The 15387-nt window shown below is 69.6% G+C and carries 13 protein-coding genes; 7 read left to right on the top strand and 6 right to left on the bottom strand.

All coding sequences use genetic code 11. The features are described from left to right. Nucleotides 1–33: 33 nt before the first annotated feature. Both SACCYDRAFT_RS20735 and SACCYDRAFT_RS20730 read right to left on the bottom strand, forming a co-directional pair. On the bottom strand, nucleotides 34–780 hold the full coding sequence (locus tag SACCYDRAFT_RS20735; RefSeq protein WP_005459162.1) for a class F sortase: 747 nt from the start codon (nucleotides 778–780) through the stop codon (nucleotides 34–36). After that, nucleotides 777–2351: a SpaA isopeptide-forming pilin-related protein gene (locus SACCYDRAFT_RS20730; protein WP_005459157.1), complete on the bottom strand. Its 1575-nt coding sequence runs from the start codon at nucleotides 2349–2351 to the stop codon at nucleotides 777–779. Before SACCYDRAFT_RS20730 ends, SACCYDRAFT_RS20735 begins: the two co-directional genes overlap by 4 nt. A 334-nt stretch (nucleotides 2352–2685) precedes the next feature. Between SACCYDRAFT_RS20730 and SACCYDRAFT_RS20725 the strand changes: the two genes are divergently transcribed. Both SACCYDRAFT_RS20725 and SACCYDRAFT_RS20720 read left to right on the top strand, forming a co-directional pair. After that, nucleotides 2686–3516, top strand: a complete 831-nt coding sequence (locus SACCYDRAFT_RS20725; RefSeq protein WP_005459152.1) for a Bax inhibitor-1/YccA family protein — start codon at nucleotides 2686–2688, stop codon at nucleotides 3514–3516. 171 nt (nucleotides 3517–3687) lie between these two features. Then, a complete protein-coding gene (locus tag SACCYDRAFT_RS20720) occupies nucleotides 3688–4437 on the top strand; it encodes an LppU/SCO3897 family protein (RefSeq protein WP_005459151.1) in 750 nt (249 codons plus the stop codon). A 46-nt stretch (nucleotides 4438–4483) separates the two neighbouring features. On the opposite strand, the gene SACCYDRAFT_RS20715 is transcribed toward SACCYDRAFT_RS20720, so the two are convergent. Both SACCYDRAFT_RS20715 and SACCYDRAFT_RS20710 read right to left on the bottom strand, forming a co-directional pair. Then, nucleotides 4484–5704 carry an acetyl-CoA C-acetyltransferase gene (locus SACCYDRAFT_RS20715; RefSeq protein ID WP_005459148.1) on the bottom strand — a complete coding sequence of 407 codons (1221 nt, stop codon included), beginning with the start codon at nucleotides 5702–5704 and terminating at the stop codon, nucleotides 4484–4486. A 117-nt stretch (nucleotides 5705–5821) separates the two neighbouring features. Continuing rightward, a complete protein-coding gene (locus SACCYDRAFT_RS20710) occupies nucleotides 5822–7654 on the bottom strand; it encodes a bifunctional metallophosphatase/5'-nucleotidase (RefSeq protein WP_005459146.1) in 1833 nt (610 codons plus the stop codon). A 137-nt stretch (nucleotides 7655–7791) separates the two neighbouring features. On the opposite strand from SACCYDRAFT_RS20710, the gene SACCYDRAFT_RS20705 reads away from it, so the two are divergent. The 3 genes from SACCYDRAFT_RS20705 to SACCYDRAFT_RS20695 all read left to right on the top strand — a co-directional run bounded on the left by SACCYDRAFT_RS20705 (nucleotide 7792) and on the right by SACCYDRAFT_RS20695 (nucleotide 11914). After that, the gene (locus tag SACCYDRAFT_RS20705) at nucleotides 7792–9165 is read left to right on the top strand and encodes a cystathionine beta-synthase (protein WP_005459144.1); all 1374 of its coding nucleotides are present in this window, start codon (nucleotides 7792–7794) and stop codon (nucleotides 9163–9165) included. Nucleotides 9166–9283: 118 nt separating this feature from the next. After that, the gene (locus SACCYDRAFT_RS20700; protein WP_043536751.1) at nucleotides 9284–10654 is read left to right on the top strand and encodes a hypothetical protein; all 1371 of its coding nucleotides are present in this window, start codon (nucleotides 9284–9286) and stop codon (nucleotides 10652–10654) included. Nucleotides 10655–10753: 99 nt separating this feature from the next. Next, nucleotides 10754–11914 (top strand): cystathionine gamma-synthase, encoded by a 1161-nt coding sequence (locus SACCYDRAFT_RS20695; RefSeq protein WP_005459142.1) that lies wholly within the window; start codon nucleotides 10754–10756, stop codon nucleotides 11912–11914. Nucleotides 11915–11957: 43 nt separating this feature from the next. Here the strand turns inward: SACCYDRAFT_RS20695 and SACCYDRAFT_RS20690 are convergent, their stop codons facing one another. After that, a complete protein-coding gene (locus tag SACCYDRAFT_RS20690) occupies nucleotides 11958–12227 on the bottom strand; it encodes a hypothetical protein (protein ID WP_005459141.1) in 270 nt (89 codons plus the stop codon). A gap of 122 nt (nucleotides 12228–12349) precedes the next feature. Between SACCYDRAFT_RS20690 and ilvA the strand changes: the two genes are divergently transcribed. After that, complete coding sequence (ilvA, locus tag SACCYDRAFT_RS20685; RefSeq protein ID WP_005459140.1) at nucleotides 12350–13555, top strand: threonine ammonia-lyase; 1206 nt, start codon at nucleotides 12350–12352, stop codon at nucleotides 13553–13555. Nucleotides 13556–13606: 51 nt separating this feature from the next. Here ilvA and hppD read toward each other — a convergent pair whose 3' ends face one another. Next, entirely contained in the window at nucleotides 13607–14791 is a 1185-nt protein-coding gene (gene hppD, locus SACCYDRAFT_RS20680) for a 4-hydroxyphenylpyruvate dioxygenase (RefSeq protein ID WP_005459139.1), read from the bottom strand. 120 nt (nucleotides 14792–14911) lie between these two features. Here hppD and SACCYDRAFT_RS20675 point away from each other — a divergent pair, with 120 nt between their 5' ends. Continuing rightward, entirely contained in the window at nucleotides 14912–15385 is a 474-nt protein-coding gene (locus SACCYDRAFT_RS20675) for an Lrp/AsnC family transcriptional regulator (RefSeq protein ID WP_005459138.1), read from the top strand. Nucleotides 15386–15387 lie beyond the last annotated feature (2 nt).

Here is a 15387-nt window from a genome sequence, read left to right as displayed (position 1 = left end):
GAGTGGGTGAGTGGTGTGTACCGCTCGTGGTTCTCACGCCGGCTCGGCGATCACCACGCGGTTCTCCGCGTAGCCGGTGGTGCCGCCCAGCCAGCGTCCGCCGCACGTCACGAGCACCAGCCGGTGTGGGCCGCTCTGGCCGAACAGCTCGGTGGCGCGGGCGGGCAACTCGTTCTTCCCGAGCGTGATGATCTGGGCGACGGAGTAGGCGAACGTGGTGCCGTCGTCGTCGGTGACGGTCACCTGCTCTCCGACGCGGACGTCCCACAGCTCGGCGAACGGCCCGGTGCGCCCCTGCCAGTTGACGTGCCCGGCGAAGACGCTGGCGCCGCTCGGTGCGTCGAGCCCGGCGCCCCACCAGGTGGCTTCGCCGAGATCGTCAGGCACCGGCAACACCGCGTCGGGGCCGAGTTCCTTGCGGACCAGCGTCGCCGTGCCGCCGTCGGGCAGTACGACGGTTCCGGGACGCTGACCGCTCGGCGCGGCGGCGGGTTGCTCCACCGCCGGCCTGGTGGGCTCGTCCTCGTCGTCCCGGGGTTCGTCGCGATCGGCATCCGCTTCCGGCTGCTCACTCGGCCCCGGCGTGGTCTGGGCCGCCACCGTGGCAGGTGGGGCCGGGGCGGGCACCGCGGTGCCCGCCACCACCACCGGTGAGCGCAGAGCCAACACGCCCACCACCACGAGTTCCACGGCGAGCACACTGCCCGCCCCGAGCAGGTAGGCCCTGCGCCACCGGCGGCGGTCGTCGGGTCCGGAGGACCCGGTGGTCGGTGCTGTCATCGCTGCCGGACGATCCTCTTCCGAGCCACCCAACCCACGAGCGCCGACACGGCCAACGCGAGAACTCCGAGGGCCACCAGCGCACCGACCGGAGCGCCCGTGGTGGTCGCCGCCTGCGCCGTCGCTGTGCGCGCGCCGGCGGGTATGGTGCGGGGCACTTCGTTCGCCACGTTGGCGATGCGGAGTTCGAGGGTTTCACCCGGCCGGAGTTCACCACAGGCTGTCGGTGGGTTCTCCGGGTCGAACGCGTCGGTGTAGCCGTTCGGTGGCCGCACCTCGATGACGCACACCTTCTGCGGAGTACGCAGGTTCTCGATCGTGACGACGCCGTCGGTGCCCTCGGTGGTCACGACCAGCGGCTTGCCGTCGTCGCCCACGAGTTCCCCACCGTCCGAGGCGACGGCGGGAGAGGACTTGTCCTCGGCCGTGAGCCGCAGCGGTACTCCGGCGATGCCCTCACCGGTCTCCTCGTCCACCTTGGTCACCTTCACGACACCCGGCGCCGGGATGGCGTTGGTGGCCGCCTCGGCGGTCAGCGTCTGCTCGCCGCCGGTGGAGACCACGCGCTGGGTGTCGGCGGTCACCGGGTCGCGGACGTAGGGGCGTTCGGCGGGAGCCTCCAGAGTCGCCACGATGCCGGGCTGCTCGCCCGTGGGCGCGGCGCTGAGGCTCACGGTGCCGTCGTCGTCGGTGACCAGCGTGATCTGCTGCGCCTCGGGGGTTCCGACGTTCCCCGCGTCGTCCTCCGTGCCCTCTGTGCTTTCCGTGCCTTCCGTGGTCCCTACGACGTCAGCCTCCGCGGTGGGTCCGGTCGTCTCGGTGGGGGCACCGGCAGCGGCAGCCCCGTCGCTGCCGGAACGCTGGTCCACCCCGCCGTCACCAGCGAGCACCAGATCGGTCAGCGCCAGCGTCACCTCGACGCCCGGAATGCCCTTGCCGTCGGCGTTGGTGACCGTCACCGACCACTCGGCCGGGGTGTCGATGATCTGCTCTTCTTCCGGGGCGCTCGCCGTCACGTCCCAGGGGCCCCGGTTGGCCTCGGCGTCGGCCCGGAGTCGCTCCACGGCGTCCTGCGCCGACTTCGGGAGCTTGGCGAAGTGGGCGTCGACGTCGTAGCCGATCTTTGTGAACGGCTTGTCCGGGTCGAGGTCGGCCGCGCTGCGGGGAGCGGCGGTCCAGGAGTGCAGTAGGTGGGCCAGCGCGGCGGCCTCGTCCGCGTCCTGTGTGTCCCCGTAACGCAGCAGCAGGTACGAGATGTTGGCGGCGACGTCGGCGGGCAGCGGCTCGCCCCACTTGGTGAGGAGCTCGTCGCCCGGCTCGTAGCGTTCGTCGCTGTCGGGGGCCTTGAGCGCGAACGACACGCAGAACACGTGTTCACCGTTCACGACGTAGGAGCCGAGCCAGTCGTAGGCGCGGTCGCGGCCTCCCCAGGACTGTCCCGGGGTGGTCCGGTGGCCGATCCCCTCGTCGACCTCCGCGGACGCCGCGGGGGCGACCACGACGAGGGACAGTGCACCGAGCAGGGCGACAAGAGCGAGGCGGACTGCCTGCGTGAGGCGTCTTCGTGTCACGGGTTCGAAACCCCCATTGTGTTTTGTGAGATCCCCATCACGTCGACGCGGGAATTCGACAGTCGCGTCGGCGGATCGATTCGCCGTGGTGAGAATGGCGTGAGACCTGCCACAACGCAATCGGCCAGGTGGTGGACGTGTGGGGGCCTGATCGGGAAGGATGCGGGGCGGCGTCCTTGTCGTCGGGCCCGATGTCGGACACGGGGTCGGACACGGGTTTGCCTTCCCGCGCTGGTCCGAGCGGGTAAAGTTGTTTTTACTTCAGTGCAGGGAACCAATCGGCGCGCGCGGTCGTTGAATCCGATGCAGGTGCCGAAAGATCCAGGAGGATCAGGTGCGAACTTCCAGCAACCCCGCCTTCCGCAACCTGCCCAGGGGTGCGGCGGGCGCCCCGTACGCGGGCTTCCAGCAGCCGCACGGCCAGCCGGGCTACCCGCCGCCGGCGGGTTACGGTGCTCCGCAGGCGCCGTCCGGCGCGGCCGGTCGTCCCATGACGGTCGACGACGTGGTCATGAAGACGGGTGCCTCCCTCGGCGTGACCCTGCTCACGGGTGTCGTCACGGCGGTCTGGGCGCAGACCCAGGCGGCCGCGGGCTCGATGGGTGCCATCACCGGCGCCATGATCGGCGGGATGCTCGTCGGCCTCGTGCTCTCCCTGGTCATCATCTTCAAGCAGATGGCCAGCGCGCCGATGACGCTCGCGTACGCCGCCGCCGAGGGTGTCTTCCTCGGCGCGCTCACCGGCGTGTTCGAGATGCTCTACCCGGGCATCGCGTTGCAGGCGATCCTCGGCACCGCAGCGGTCTTCGTCGTGATGCTCGTGGTCTACAAGACCGGCGCGGTGAAGGTGACGCCCAAGTTCCGTAAGTGGATGATCGGTGCGCTCGGAGGCGTGCTGGTCGTCATGCTGGTGAACCTCGTGCTCGGCCTGTTCGGCATCAACACGGGTCTGCGGGACGGCAGCGGGCTGGCCATCGTGTTCAGCCTCGTGGTGATCGGTATCGCCGCGTTCAGCTTCCTGCTCGACTTCGACATGGCCGACGAGGCCATCCGGCAGGGCATGCCCGCCAAGTTCGCGTGGTTCGTGGCGTTCGGTCTCCTGGTCACCCTGGTGTGGCTGTACCTGGAGATCCTGCGTCTGCTGTCCTACTTGCAGAACGACTGACGAGCGCGTTCCCGACGCGGTGGACGAGGGGCGTTCGACCGAGAGGTCGGGCGCCCCTTTCGTCTGTGTCGATAAGGTCTCGAACCGCCTCCTGGCGGAGGACGCCTGCACTCGGCGGTGTTTACTCTATGCCGATCGTCGCTGTCAGTCCCTCGAACAGGTGAGGTCGCGGTGAGCCTTCCCCCCGGCTCCGGTGCTCAGCCCGGTGACCCCTACTCGCACTCGCCGTACGGGCAATCCCAATACGGGCAGCCCCAGTACGGGCAGCCCCAGTACGGGCAGTCGTACGGTTCCGCTCCCTACGGTGAGCCGCAGTTCCCGCAGCAGCCGCGCTACGGCGAGATTCCCACCGGGCCTCCGCCGATGCCCATGCCACCGGTACCGCCGAAGAAGTCGAAGACCGGCGCCATCGTGGCGGCCATCGTGGTGGCGCTCGCCGTGGTGGGCGGAGCCGTCACGCTCTTCGTGGTCAACCAGCAGTCGGACAGGATGGGGATCGACGGGGAGGACGTCGCGGTGGGCCAGTGCATCACCGTGGACGGCTCCGACGAACTCGCGCTGGCGAAGTCCGTCGACTGTTCCGATCCGAAGGCGCTGTGGCAGGTGGCCGCCAACCTCGACAGCACGTCGAGTCCGTGCCCGGACGGCGACTACGACGAGTACCACTACAACAGCGGCACCAAGCTCTGTCTCACGCTCAACGTGAAGACCGGCGACTGCCTCGCGAACCTCAGCGGGAACATGGCGGAGATCAGCAAGGTGAACTGCACCGACGCCGGTGCCGAAGTGGTGATCCTGGCGGCTCAGGACGGCGTCACGGACGTCGAGGGTGTGTGCGGCGGTTTCGAGGACGCCTTCGGCGGTGGCTACTACTCCGAACCCGCCAGGGTGCTCTGTTTCGGATACCCGCGGGGAGTCTGACCGGAGCGGCGGTGTGCGCGGAGGGTGTCCGCGCACACCGCGTCGCTCAGCTCAGCCGTTCGATCACCATGGCCATGCCCTGACCGCCGCCGACGCACATCGTTTCGAGCCCGAACTGCTTGTCGTGGTGACGCAGGGAGTTCAGCAGCGTCGTGGTGATGCGCGCGCCGGTCATGCCGAACGGGTGGCCGACGGCGATCGCCCCGCCGTTGACGTTGAGCTTGTCGATGTCGATGCCGAGGTCCCGGTACGACGGGATGACCTGGGCGGCGAACGCCTCGTTGATCTCCACGAGATCGATGTCGTCGATGGTCATGCCCGCCCTGGCGAGAGCCTGCTTCGACGCCTCCACGGGGCCGAGCCCCATGATCTCCGGTGACAGCCCGGATACACCGGTGGAGACGATGCGGGCGAGTGGTGTGATGCCGAGTTCGCGGGCCTTCGTGTCACTCATGATCACGAGGGCTGCGGCGCCGTCGTTCAACGGGCACGCGTTGCCCGCCGTGATCCGGCCGTCGGGGCGGAACACCGGCTTGAGGCCCTCGACGCCTTCCAGGGTGACGCCGGGGCGCGGGCTGTCGTCGGCCGACACCACGGTGCCGTCGGGCAGCGTGACCGGGGTGATCTCCTGGGCCCAGAACCCGTCGGCGAGTGCCTTCTCCGCGAGGTTCTGCGAGCGGACGGCGAACTCGTCCATCTCACGCCGGGAGATGCCCTTGTGCAGCGCGAGGTTCTCGGCGGTCTGCCCCATGGGGATGTAGATGTCGGGCAGCACGCCGTCGTCACGGGGGTCGGTCCAGTCGTCGGCTCCCGACTCGGCTCGCTGCGTGGTCCGGGCCTCCGCGTCTGCGAACAACGGGTTGTGGGTGTCGGGCCACGAGTCGGACGTGCCGTTCACCGCCCGCGACACGGTCTCGACACCGGCCGAGATGAACACGTCGCCCTCGCCCGCCTTGATCGCATGCATGGCCATGCGCGTGGTCTGCAGGCTCGACGAGCAGTACCGGGTGATCGTGCACCCCGGCAGGTGGTCGTATCCGAGCTGGACGGCGACGACCCGGCCCATGTTGAACCCCTGCTCGCCGCCGGGCAGGCCGCAGCCGAGCATGAGGTCGTCGATGTCGCGCGGGTCGAGTTCGGGCACCTTGTCGAGCGCCGCCCGTACCATCTGTGCGGTGAGGTCGTCGGGACGCATGTCCACGAGTGAGCCCTTGCGGGCCCGCCCGATGGGGGAGCGGGCGGCGGACACGATGACGGCTTCCGGCATCGGACACTCCTTCGGGTCGCTAAGCGCGTGCTTAGTCACATCCTGCCCGTCCCGCACGGGAATGCAAAGAGCGGGCGCCCGACACCACACCGCAGGCGGTGGGTGCCGGCACCGTACTCACCGGGCGGTGATGCGCCCTTCACCGCCCTCCGGGTAGTCGGCCGAGGTCACCGCACCGCCCAACCCCTCGGTGAGATAGCGCTGTACCGCCTGCTGGTAGGTCATGCCCACGCTCGTGAACGGCAGGTCGGCGAACGGGTACCCGTCGCCGCCGCGTGCGGAGAAGTCGTTGGTCGCGACCGACACCGGCGGCCCGTCCACGACGGTGCCGTCCGACACCAGCACCGTGCCGTCGTCCAGGACCACGTCGCGCACGCGTTCGCCGGGCGTCACGATCTCGTTGGTGCCCTCGCGGACCTCCTGTGCCTGCCTGGCCGGATCGTACGTGAACGACAGCCCCGCCACCTGCATGAACGCGCCCGACGCTTCCGGCGCGGCGGCGACCCCGCGTTCCAGGAGCTGCCGCAGCACGTCCCTCGGGACCTCCGGGACCACGGCCACGAAGTTGGCGAACGGCGCCACCTCGTAGGTGTGCAGCGCGGTCAACTCGCCCGCGGGCAGCACCGAGTCGTTGCGGATGCCTCCGCCGTTCTGGATCGCCACCCGGGGCGGGGTCACGCCGTACTCCGCCGCGTTCTCGCGGCCCGCCCACAACAGGCTGTCGGCAACCAGGTCGCCGAGGTTCGTCTCGCCGCTGCGGACGTCGCCCCGCACCCCGTTCAACGGCACGTCACTGGTGGCCACGACCTCCTCGGCGAGCGAGGCCACGTGCTCGGACACCGGCTTCTCCACCTGGGCGCGCACCACCGGGTCACCGTGGACCGCGTCGGGACCGACCCCGGACACCCGCACCGGCTGGGTCCGCTCGTCGTCCACGCTCACGACGGTGCCGTGCCGGTCGAAGTTCAGCACGAGCCTGCCCACGTACTTGTAGTCCCCGGCGACCGTGACCACGGGCACCGACCGGCCGTCGGCGTCGGAGGCGTGCAGCGGGAAGCCCCGCTCGGCCACGTCGCCCGGGACCAGCCGGTCACCGGGGTCGGCGAGGATCTCGCCGCCGCCCGCGCCCACCACGGCGTCCACCCCGCGCAGCCGCGGCACCAGCGCGAGTTCGTTGTCGATGTCCTGAAGATGGCTGACCAGCACCACCTTGTCGACACCGCGCCGGGCGAGGTCGTCTGCGAGCGCGTTCGTGATCTCGGCCAGCTCCGGGCGCACGTCGACGTTGCGAGGGCTGGAGATCGCGGGAAGCTCGGGCGTGGTCAGGCCGATGACGCCGATCCGCTCACCCGCCGTCCGCAGGACACGGCTACTGGCGAGCGTGCCGTCGGCGGCGTGCGCGGCCAGTTCGGGTTCGCCCGAGACGTCCAGGTTCGCGCTGACGAACGGCACCTCGTCGCCCGCCGTGTCGAGGAACCGGCCGAGCACGTCCGGTCCGAAGTCGAAGTCGTGGTTGCCGAGCGCGCTGAGGTCGTAGCCGATGTGCTCCAGCGCGAGCGCGTCGTAGAACGGGGCGCCCTCCCGCGTGCTCGCCGAGTACTCGGGCCCGGCGAGGAAGTTGTCCCCGCCCGACACGGTGATCGCACCGCGGTGCCCGGCGTGCCCCGGCGCGGGCCTGCCGCGGGTCGCCTCCGCCCGCAGCTCGTCCACCAGGGTCGCCACGCGCGACGGGCTGCCGTACGGGCGCTCACCGCCGTCGACGATCGGCCCCTCGTCCGTGTCGCCACCGCCCGGCACCCCGAGCAACGCGGACTCCATGTCGCTCGTGAACAGCACGGTCAGGGTGAAGTCGACCCGGCCGGGGCCTGCAGCGGAGGCGGGAAGTGCCACCGCTCCCAGCAGCGTCGCCGTGGCGAGCGTGCACAGCCCGGCCTTTCGGAGGGATCTCACGTGGGCTCCTCGGTTGATCACGCGAACGATGTCGCGCCAGAGCTAACCACATGAGTCCTTTTCGGACAATGCTGGCCGGGCGGACCCGACGAAGGTAGGTGTCCCTCCCCGCTCGACGGGCCGCATACCCTGGTCACATGGATTACGCCGAACACGTCACCGACCTTGTGGGCAACACACCCCTGGTCAAGCTGAACGCCCTCACCCAGGACGTGGAACCGCTCGTGCTCGCCAAGGTCGAGTACCTCAACCCCGGCGGGAGCGTCAAGGACAGGATCGCCCAGCGCATGATCGAGGCCGCGGAGGCGTCGGGCGAGCTCAGGCCGGGCGGCACGATCGTGGAACCGACCTCCGGAAACACCGGGGTGGGGCTGGCCATGGTCGCGCAACGCAAGGGATACCGGTGCGTGTTCGTGTGTCCCGACAAGGTCAGCGAGGACAAGCGCAACGTGCTCAAGGCGTACGGCGCCGAAGTGGTGGTGTGCCCCACCGCCGTGCCGCCGGAGCACCCCGAGTCCTACTACAGCGTCTCCGACCGGCTCACCCGTGAGATCGAGGGCGCCTGGAAGCCCAACCAGTACGCCAACCCGCACAATCCGGAGAGTCACTACCACTCCACCGGCCCGGAGATCTGGAAGCAGACCGAGGGCAAGGTGACGCACTTCGTGGCGGGTGTGGGCACGGGGGGCACCATCTCGGGCACCGGCCGTTACCTCAAGGAGGTGTCCGAAGGCCGCGTCAAGGTCGTCGGCGCGGACCCGGAGGGATCGGTGTACTCGGGTGGTACCGGCAGGCCGTACCTGGTGGAAGGCGTCGGCGAGGACTTCTGGCCGGACACCTACGACTGCGGCGTCGCCGACGAGATCATCCCGGTGTCCGACGCCGACTCGTTCACCGTCACCCGTAGGCTCGCCCGGGAAGAGGGCCTGCTCGTCGGTGGGTCGTGCGGCATGGCCGTCGCCGCCGCGCTCGAACTCGCGAAGCGGTGCGGCCCGGACGACGTGATCGTGGTGCTGCTGCCCGACGGCGGCCGCGGCTACCTCGGCAAGGTCTTCAACGACACGTGGATGTCGTCGTACGGGTTCCTCTCGCCCGAGTCGCAGGACGCGACGGTGAGTGACGTGCTGCGTCGCAAGGACGGCACGCTGCCCGACCTCGTGCACACGCACCCGAACGAGACGGTGGCGGAGGCGGTCGCCATCCTGCGGGAGTTCGGCGTCAGCCAGATGCCGGTCGTCAGCGCGGAGCCGCCCGTGATGGCGGCCGAGGTGGTCGGTGCTGTCAACGAACGCGACCTGCTGGAGGCGCTCTTCACAGGTAAGGCGGCTCTGGCCGACCGGCTCGAACAGCACATGTCGCCTCCTCTGCCCACCATCGGTGCGGGTGAGCAGATCGGTGCCGCGATGAAGGCCCTCGGTGCCGCCAGCGGCGCGCTCGTCCTGGAGGACGGCAAGCCGGCCGGTGTCGTGACCCGCCACGACCTGCTGGCGTTCCTCTCCGGCCACGCGTGAGGCTGGATAAGATCATCGAGCGAACCGCCAGGGGCGTTACACGCTGGGGGGATCACGATCCGATAGCGTGTGCGCGAGCGAAATCACCAAGGTCCTCGTCAAGGGGGTTCACGACCCAATGAGTGCTCCGCAGCCACCGAACCAGCCCTGGGGTGGCGAGCAACAACCCCAGGGGCCGTCCAGCGGTCCCCAGCCTCAGCAGAACAGCCCTTTCGGCACGTCCGAGCCGACCCAGGTGGTGCAGCCGCAGCAGCCCCAGCAGTCGCAGGGTGAGCAGCAGCCGTTCGGGGACAACCCCGAGCCCACCCAGGTCGTCCAGCCGCCCAACCCGGCTTCTGCGGGGCAGCAGGGCGACAACGCCGAGTCGACACAGCTGGTGGCGCCGGGGTCGCAGCCGCAACCCGCGATCCCGTACGCCCCGCCTCCCAGCGCGGCGGACAACCCCGCTGCGGTGAACCCGCAGGGCGGGTTCGGGCAGCAGCCTCCGTCCGGTGGCTTCGGAGCACCGGGTCAGCTCGGTCCGCAGTCCGGACCGCAGCCCCAGCAGGGTTTCGCTGGTCAGCCAGGTCAGTTCGGCCCGCCGCAGGGCGGTTTCGGCGCTCCTCCCGGGGGCGGATTCGGTGGTCCGCCCCAGCCCGCGTTCGGTGGCGGTGCAGGCGGTGGCGGAAACAAGCTGAAGTCGCTGGTCGCCGGTGGCGTCGTGGCGGTGCTCGCCATCGTCACCGCGATCCTGGCGATCACGCTGATGTCGGACCTCAGCGGTCCGGGCAGCAGTGAGATCGACGAGGCCGTCGAGCAGTGCGTGGCGGCGGGTGCGCCCGAGGACATGTGCCGGGAGAGCGTGGAGCAGTACGCGGATTCCGCGGAGGGGGCGCCCGGCTACATCTGGTTCTACGTCATCATGGTGCTCGTGGGCGGTGTCCTCGCCACCGCCAGTGGTGTGTTGCTCGCTCTGTTGGGCAAGCTGAAGGGCGGCCTGCGCAAGCTCGTCGCGCCGTTCATGCTGGGCGGTGGCTTCTTCACCCTGCTCTTCTCGATCCTGCTGATGATCGAGGTCGAGGGCCAGGTCACGCGGGTCATCTTCACGATGATCTTCGGTCTCCTCATCACCGTCGCCGGTGTGCTCGCGCTGCTGCCGGCGACCGCGCCGTTCCTGGGCATCGGTGGTCCCGGCGGTGGTGGTGGCGGCTTCCCGCCGCCCGGTCAGCCGGGTGGTTTCGGTCAGCCCGGTCAGCCGGGTGGTTTCGGTCAGCCCGGTCAGCCGGGTGGTTTCGGTCAGCCCGGTGCTTTCGGTCAGCCCGGCCAGCCGGGTCAGCCCGGTGGTTTCGGCCAGCCCGGAGGCCAGTTCCCGTCGAGTGGTGGTTTCCCGCAGCCTGGTCAGCCGGGCCAGCCCGGCCAGCCCGGTGGTTTCGGCCAGCCCGGTGGCTTCGGTCAGCCCGGCCAGCCGGGTGGCTTCGGTCAGCCGGGTCAGCCGCCGCAGCAGTGGTGAGCTGCTGAGCCAGATCTCCTGAAAGGGCCGTGGGTTTCTCGCCCACGGCCCTTTCGGGTCTCGGCGGCGTGTCCAGGGGGCCGCCCGTAGGCTGTGGGCATGGTTGCAGAACCGCGCTACGGATTCGAGACACGCGCCATCCACGCAGGGCAGGAACCCGACCCCCGCACGGGTGCGGTGATCGTGCCGATCTACCAGACCTCCACCTATGCGCAGGACGGTGTCGGTGGCACGCGCGAGGGAGACTACGAGTACTCCCGGACCGCCAACCCGACGCGTACCGCGCTCGAGGAGGCCCTCGCCGCGCTGGAAGGCGGCAGGCACGCACTCGCGTTCGCCTCGGGCATGGCCGCCAGCGACGCGGTGCTGCGTACCACGCTCCGGCCCGGCGACCACCTCGTGCTGGGCAACGACGTCTACGGCGGCACCTTCCGGCTGATCGACAAGGTCCTCACCGAGTGGGGCGTGAACTACAGCGTCGCGTCCCTGTCCGACCTCGACGAGGTCAGGGAGGCCCTGCGCCCCGAGACGAAACTCGTCTGGTGCGAGTCGCCCACCAACCCGCTGCTCGGCATCGCCGACATCGCGGCGCTCGCGGAGTTGGCCCACGTCGGCGGGGCGAAGCTCGTCGTCGACAACACGTTCGCCACGCCGTACCTCCAGACGCCGCTGGAGCTCGGAGCGGACATCGTCGTCCACTCCACCACCAAGTACCTCGGCGGCCACTCCGACGTCGTGGGCGGAGCGGTGATCACCGACTCCGACGAGCTGCGGGAGCGGCTGTTCTTCCTGCGTAACTCGGCGGGTGCCGTGCCGGGTGCCTTCGACGCGTGGCTGACGCTGCGGGGCTTGAAGACGCTGGCCGTGCGCATGGAGCGGCACTGCGGCAACGCCGAACTCATCGCCGAGGCGCTGGCGGTCCACCCCAAGGTCGAGCGCGTGTACTACCCGGGCCTTGCCGAACACCCCGGTCACTCACTGGCGGCCAAGCAGATGCGCCGGTTCGGCGGGATGGTGTCGTTCACGCACGTCGACGGCGAGCAGGCGGCGCTCAACGTGGCTGCCAGGACGAAGTTGTTCATCCTCGCCGAATCGCTCGGCGGTGTGGAGTCGCTGATCGAGCACCCGGGCCGCATGACACACGCCAGTGTCGCCGGGTCGCTGCTTCAGGTCCCCGCGGAGCTGGTGCGGTTGTCCGTGGGCATCGAGGACGCGCACGACCTGCTGGCCGACCTCAGGTACGCGCTGGACGCTTCGTAAAGCGCCGTAGAACACCGCAGAACGCCGTAGAACTCGGTAGCGCTCAGGGGCGGAGGTTGCTGGGGGAGGTGTCGTCGGCGCCCGACCGGTCGCGGTCGTGGCCGATGCCCGCCTCTCTCAGCTCCGCGCCCGAGACACAGCTTCCGACGAGGGTCGCCTGCCTGCCGTCGGTGACGTAGTGGCCGGGGTCGCACCGCGCCTCCGTGACGGTGTAGACGGCGGCTCCGGTGAGGGCCAGGGCCGAGACAACGCCAGCGAGAAGCGACATCACACCCGCGGAACGTGAACCGTCCGACGTGCGCACCCTTCCCATACGTGTCTCTCCCACTCTGAAGGCTCCGGTGACGTCCGGTGTGCCACAAGCTTACCCAATCGTGATCTGAGCGAGCAGGTAACCTCGTCGTGACGCTGGGTGCAGTGACATCATCTGCGGTCATGGGACTTGTCAGCGTGGACACAATCCGCGAGGCGAGGCGGCTGCTGGAATCCGTCGTGCGGAAGACGCCGATGGAGCATGCGCGTGACCTCGAACCCCCGCAGGGCGGGCCGGTGTACCTCAAGTGCGAGAACCTGCAGCGCACCGGCTCGTTCAAGATCAGAGGCGCGTACACCCGAATTCACGGGTTGAGCGACGAGGAGCGCTCCAGGGGGGTCGTGGCCGCCAGTGCGGGCAACCACGCCCAGGGAGTGGCGCTCGCCGCCGCCCTGCTCGGCACGAAGGCGACCGTGTACATGCCGGAGCGGGCTCCGCTGCCGAAGCTGGCCGCCACCCGTGGGTACGGCGCCGACGTCCACCTGCACGGCGAGTCGCTGGAGGAGGCGTTGGCCGAGGCGACGGCCTTCGCCGAACGCACGGGCGCGGTGTTCATCCACCCGTTCGACCATCCCGACATCATCGCGGGGCAGGGCACGGTCGGGTTGGAGATTCTGGAACAGGTGCCCGACGTCGCCACGGTCCTGGTCGCCACCGGCGGCGGCGGGTTGGTCGGCGGTGTGGCCAGTGCGGTGAAGGCGGTGAAGCCGGACGTCCGGGTCGTCGGCGTGCAGGCCGAGGGCGCGGCCGCCTTCCCGCTCTCGCTGTCCGCGGGCAACCCCATGCGGCTCGAAACCACGCAGACCATGGCCGACGGCATCGCGGTCGGTGCGCCCGGCCCCATCACGTTCGAACACGTTCGCGCACTCGTGGACGACGTCGTGACGGTGAGCGAGGAGTCGCTGTCGCGTGCCGTTCTGCTGTGCCTGGAACGCCGCAAGCTCGTGGTCGAGCCTGCCGGCGCGGCGGCGGTCGCCGCGTTGCTGGAGCATCCCGAAGTCTTCGAGCCGCCGGTCGTCGCGGTGCTCTCGGGTGGAAACGTCGACCCGCTGCTGCTGTTGCAGATCATCCAGCACGGCATGACGGCCGCCGGCCGCTACCTCAGTCTGCGGTTGCGGGTTCCCGACCGGCCCGGGTCGCTCGCGGGCCTGTTGTCGAGGGTCGGCGAGCTGGGCGCGAACGTGCTCGACGTCGTGCACTCGCGCATCTCGGGTCGGCTGGCGATGGGCGAGGTGGAGATCGCGTTGAAGCTGGAGACCCGCGGCCCCGAGCACTGCGCCGACGTCGCCGCCCAGCTCCAGCGTGCGGGTTACCGCGTGCTGGTCTGACGGCGGACGTGCCGTGGGGCCGCCCGGAGCGGGCGACCCCACGGGGCGGTGTCACAGGTTGCCGCGACGGGCCTGTTCGCGTTCGATGGCCTCGAACAGCGCCTTGAAGTTGCCCTTGCCGAAGCCGAGCGAGCCGTGCCGCTCGATCAGCTCGTAGAACACGGTCGGGCGGTCGCCGATCGGCTTGGTGAAGATCTGGAGCAGGTAGCCGTCCTCGTCGCGGTCGACGAGGATGCGGTGCTCCTTCAGCGTCTCGATCGGTACCCGGACCTCACCGATGCGGGCCCGCAGTTCCGGGTCGTCGTAGTAGGAGTCCGGCGTGTCGAGGAACTCCACACCCGCGGCCCTCATGGCTTTGACGGTGCCGATGATGTCGTTGGTGGCCAACGCGATGTGCTGGCAGCCGGGGCCGTCGTAGAACTCCAGGAACTCGTCGATCTGCGACTTCTTCTTGGCGACGGCCGGTTCGTTGAGCGGGAACTTCACCCGGTGGTTGCCGTTGGCCACCACCTTGCTCATCAACGCCGAGTACTCGGTGGCGATGTCGTCGCCCACGAATTCGGCCATGTTCACGAAGCCCATCACACGGTGGTAGAAGGCCACCCACTCGTCCATCCTGCCGAGCTCGACGTTGCCGACGCAGTGGTCGACGGCCTGGAAGAGCCGCTTCGGTGCGCCTTCGGGCTTCGGCGCGGAACGCTCACGGGCCTCGTAGCCAGGCAGGTAGGGCCCGGAGTAGCGAGAGCGGTCGACGAGGCTGTGCCGCGTGTCGCCGTAGGCGGCGATGGCGGCGATCCGCACGGTGCCGTGTTCGTCGGAGACGTCGTGCGGTTCCTCCAGCACGGTCGCGCCGTTCGCGCGGGCGTGCTCGACGCACTTGTCGACGTCGGCGACTTCGAGGGCGAGGTCGGTGACCCCGTCGCCGTGCTTGCGGTGGTGGTCGAGCAGGGGGGAGGTGGGCTTCACCCCGCCGTTGATCACGAAACGCGCCGAGCCCGACTTCAGGACGAACGACTTGTACTCGTAGTTGCCGGTCTCCGGGCCGGAGTAGGCGACGAGGTCCATCCCGAACGCCGTCTGGTAGAAGTGTGCGGTCTGCGTGGCGTTGCCGACCGTGAACACGACGGCATCCATCGCCTTGACAGGGAACGGGTCGCTGGCCAGGTCGTGGTCGACCAGGCCGACGAGCTGACGGAGCTGGTTGTAGTCGATGTCGTCGAGTGCTGGGTTCGCCATGTGACGAAGAATGCTCCGCAGCGCGCAGACTGGGCAACAGTCATGCGAAACGATGGACAATCTGCCCAGCCGAATCGGCATTCGGGTGATCAGATTGGCGCAGATTGCGCAGGAGGACGCATGACACTGGACTCGCTGGACGCTCGGTTGCTGCTGTTGCTCGCCGACGCGCCCCGCCTCGGCGTGCTCGAATGCGCGCGCAGACTCGGAGTGGCTCGGGGCACGGTGCAGGCGCGGCTCGACCGGCTCACCGCCTCCGGCGTGCTCAGGGGTTTCCCACCCGAACTCGACCTCGCCGAGATGGGTTACGGCCTCACCGCGTTCGCCGTGCTGGAGATCGCACAGGGGCGCCGCGCCGAGGTCGCCTCCGCGCTCGCCGCCATCGACGAGGTGTGCGAGGTGCATGCCACGACGGGACAGGGCGACCTGTTTGTGCGGGTGGTCGCGAAGTCCAACGACGATCTACAGCGGGTCATCGACGAGGTCGTCGGAGTGCCCGGTGTGCGGAGGACGGCGACGTCCATCGCGCTGTCCACGCCGGTGCCGCCGCGCGTGCGGCCGTTGCTCGAACGCATAGCCGACCGTCAGGGTTGAAG

The organism is Saccharomonospora cyanea NA-134 (assembly GCF_000244975.1).
Lineage (GTDB): Bacteria > Actinomycetota > Actinomycetes > Mycobacteriales > Pseudonocardiaceae > Saccharomonospora > Saccharomonospora cyanea.
The sequence above is the reverse complement of the archived record's forward strand: the minus strand, read 5'-3'. Positions and strand labels throughout refer to the sequence as shown.

Excerpts from the sequence above, each read along its gene's own strand:
- SACCYDRAFT_RS20735 (WP_005459162.1), bottom strand. The coding sequence starts at position 780 with ATGACAGCACCGACCACCGGGTCCTCCGGACCCGACGACCGCCGCCGG.
- SACCYDRAFT_RS20715 (WP_005459148.1), bottom strand. The coding sequence starts at position 5,704 with ATGCCGGAAGCCGTCATCGTGTCCGCCGCCCGCTCCCCCATCGGGCGG.
- SACCYDRAFT_RS20705 (WP_005459144.1), top strand. The coding sequence starts at position 7,792 with ATGGATTACGCCGAACACGTCACCGACCTTGTGGGCAACACACCCCTG.
- SACCYDRAFT_RS20700 (WP_043536751.1), top strand. The coding sequence starts at position 9,284 with ATGAGTGCTCCGCAGCCACCGAACCAGCCCTGGGGTGGCGAGCAACAA.
- SACCYDRAFT_RS20695 (WP_005459142.1), top strand. The coding sequence starts at position 10,754 with ATGGTTGCAGAACCGCGCTACGGATTCGAGACACGCGCCATCCACGCA.
- SACCYDRAFT_RS20690 (WP_005459141.1), bottom strand. The coding sequence starts at position 12,227 with ATGGGAAGGGTGCGCACGTCGGACGGTTCACGTTCCGCGGGTGTGATG.
- ilvA (WP_005459140.1), top strand. The coding sequence starts at position 12,350 with ATGGGACTTGTCAGCGTGGACACAATCCGCGAGGCGAGGCGGCTGCTG.
- hppD (WP_005459139.1), bottom strand. The coding sequence starts at position 14,791 with ATGGCGAACCCAGCACTCGACGACATCGACTACAACCAGCTCCGTCAG.
- SACCYDRAFT_RS20675 (WP_005459138.1), top strand. The coding sequence starts at position 14,912 with ATGACACTGGACTCGCTGGACGCTCGGTTGCTGCTGTTGCTCGCCGAC.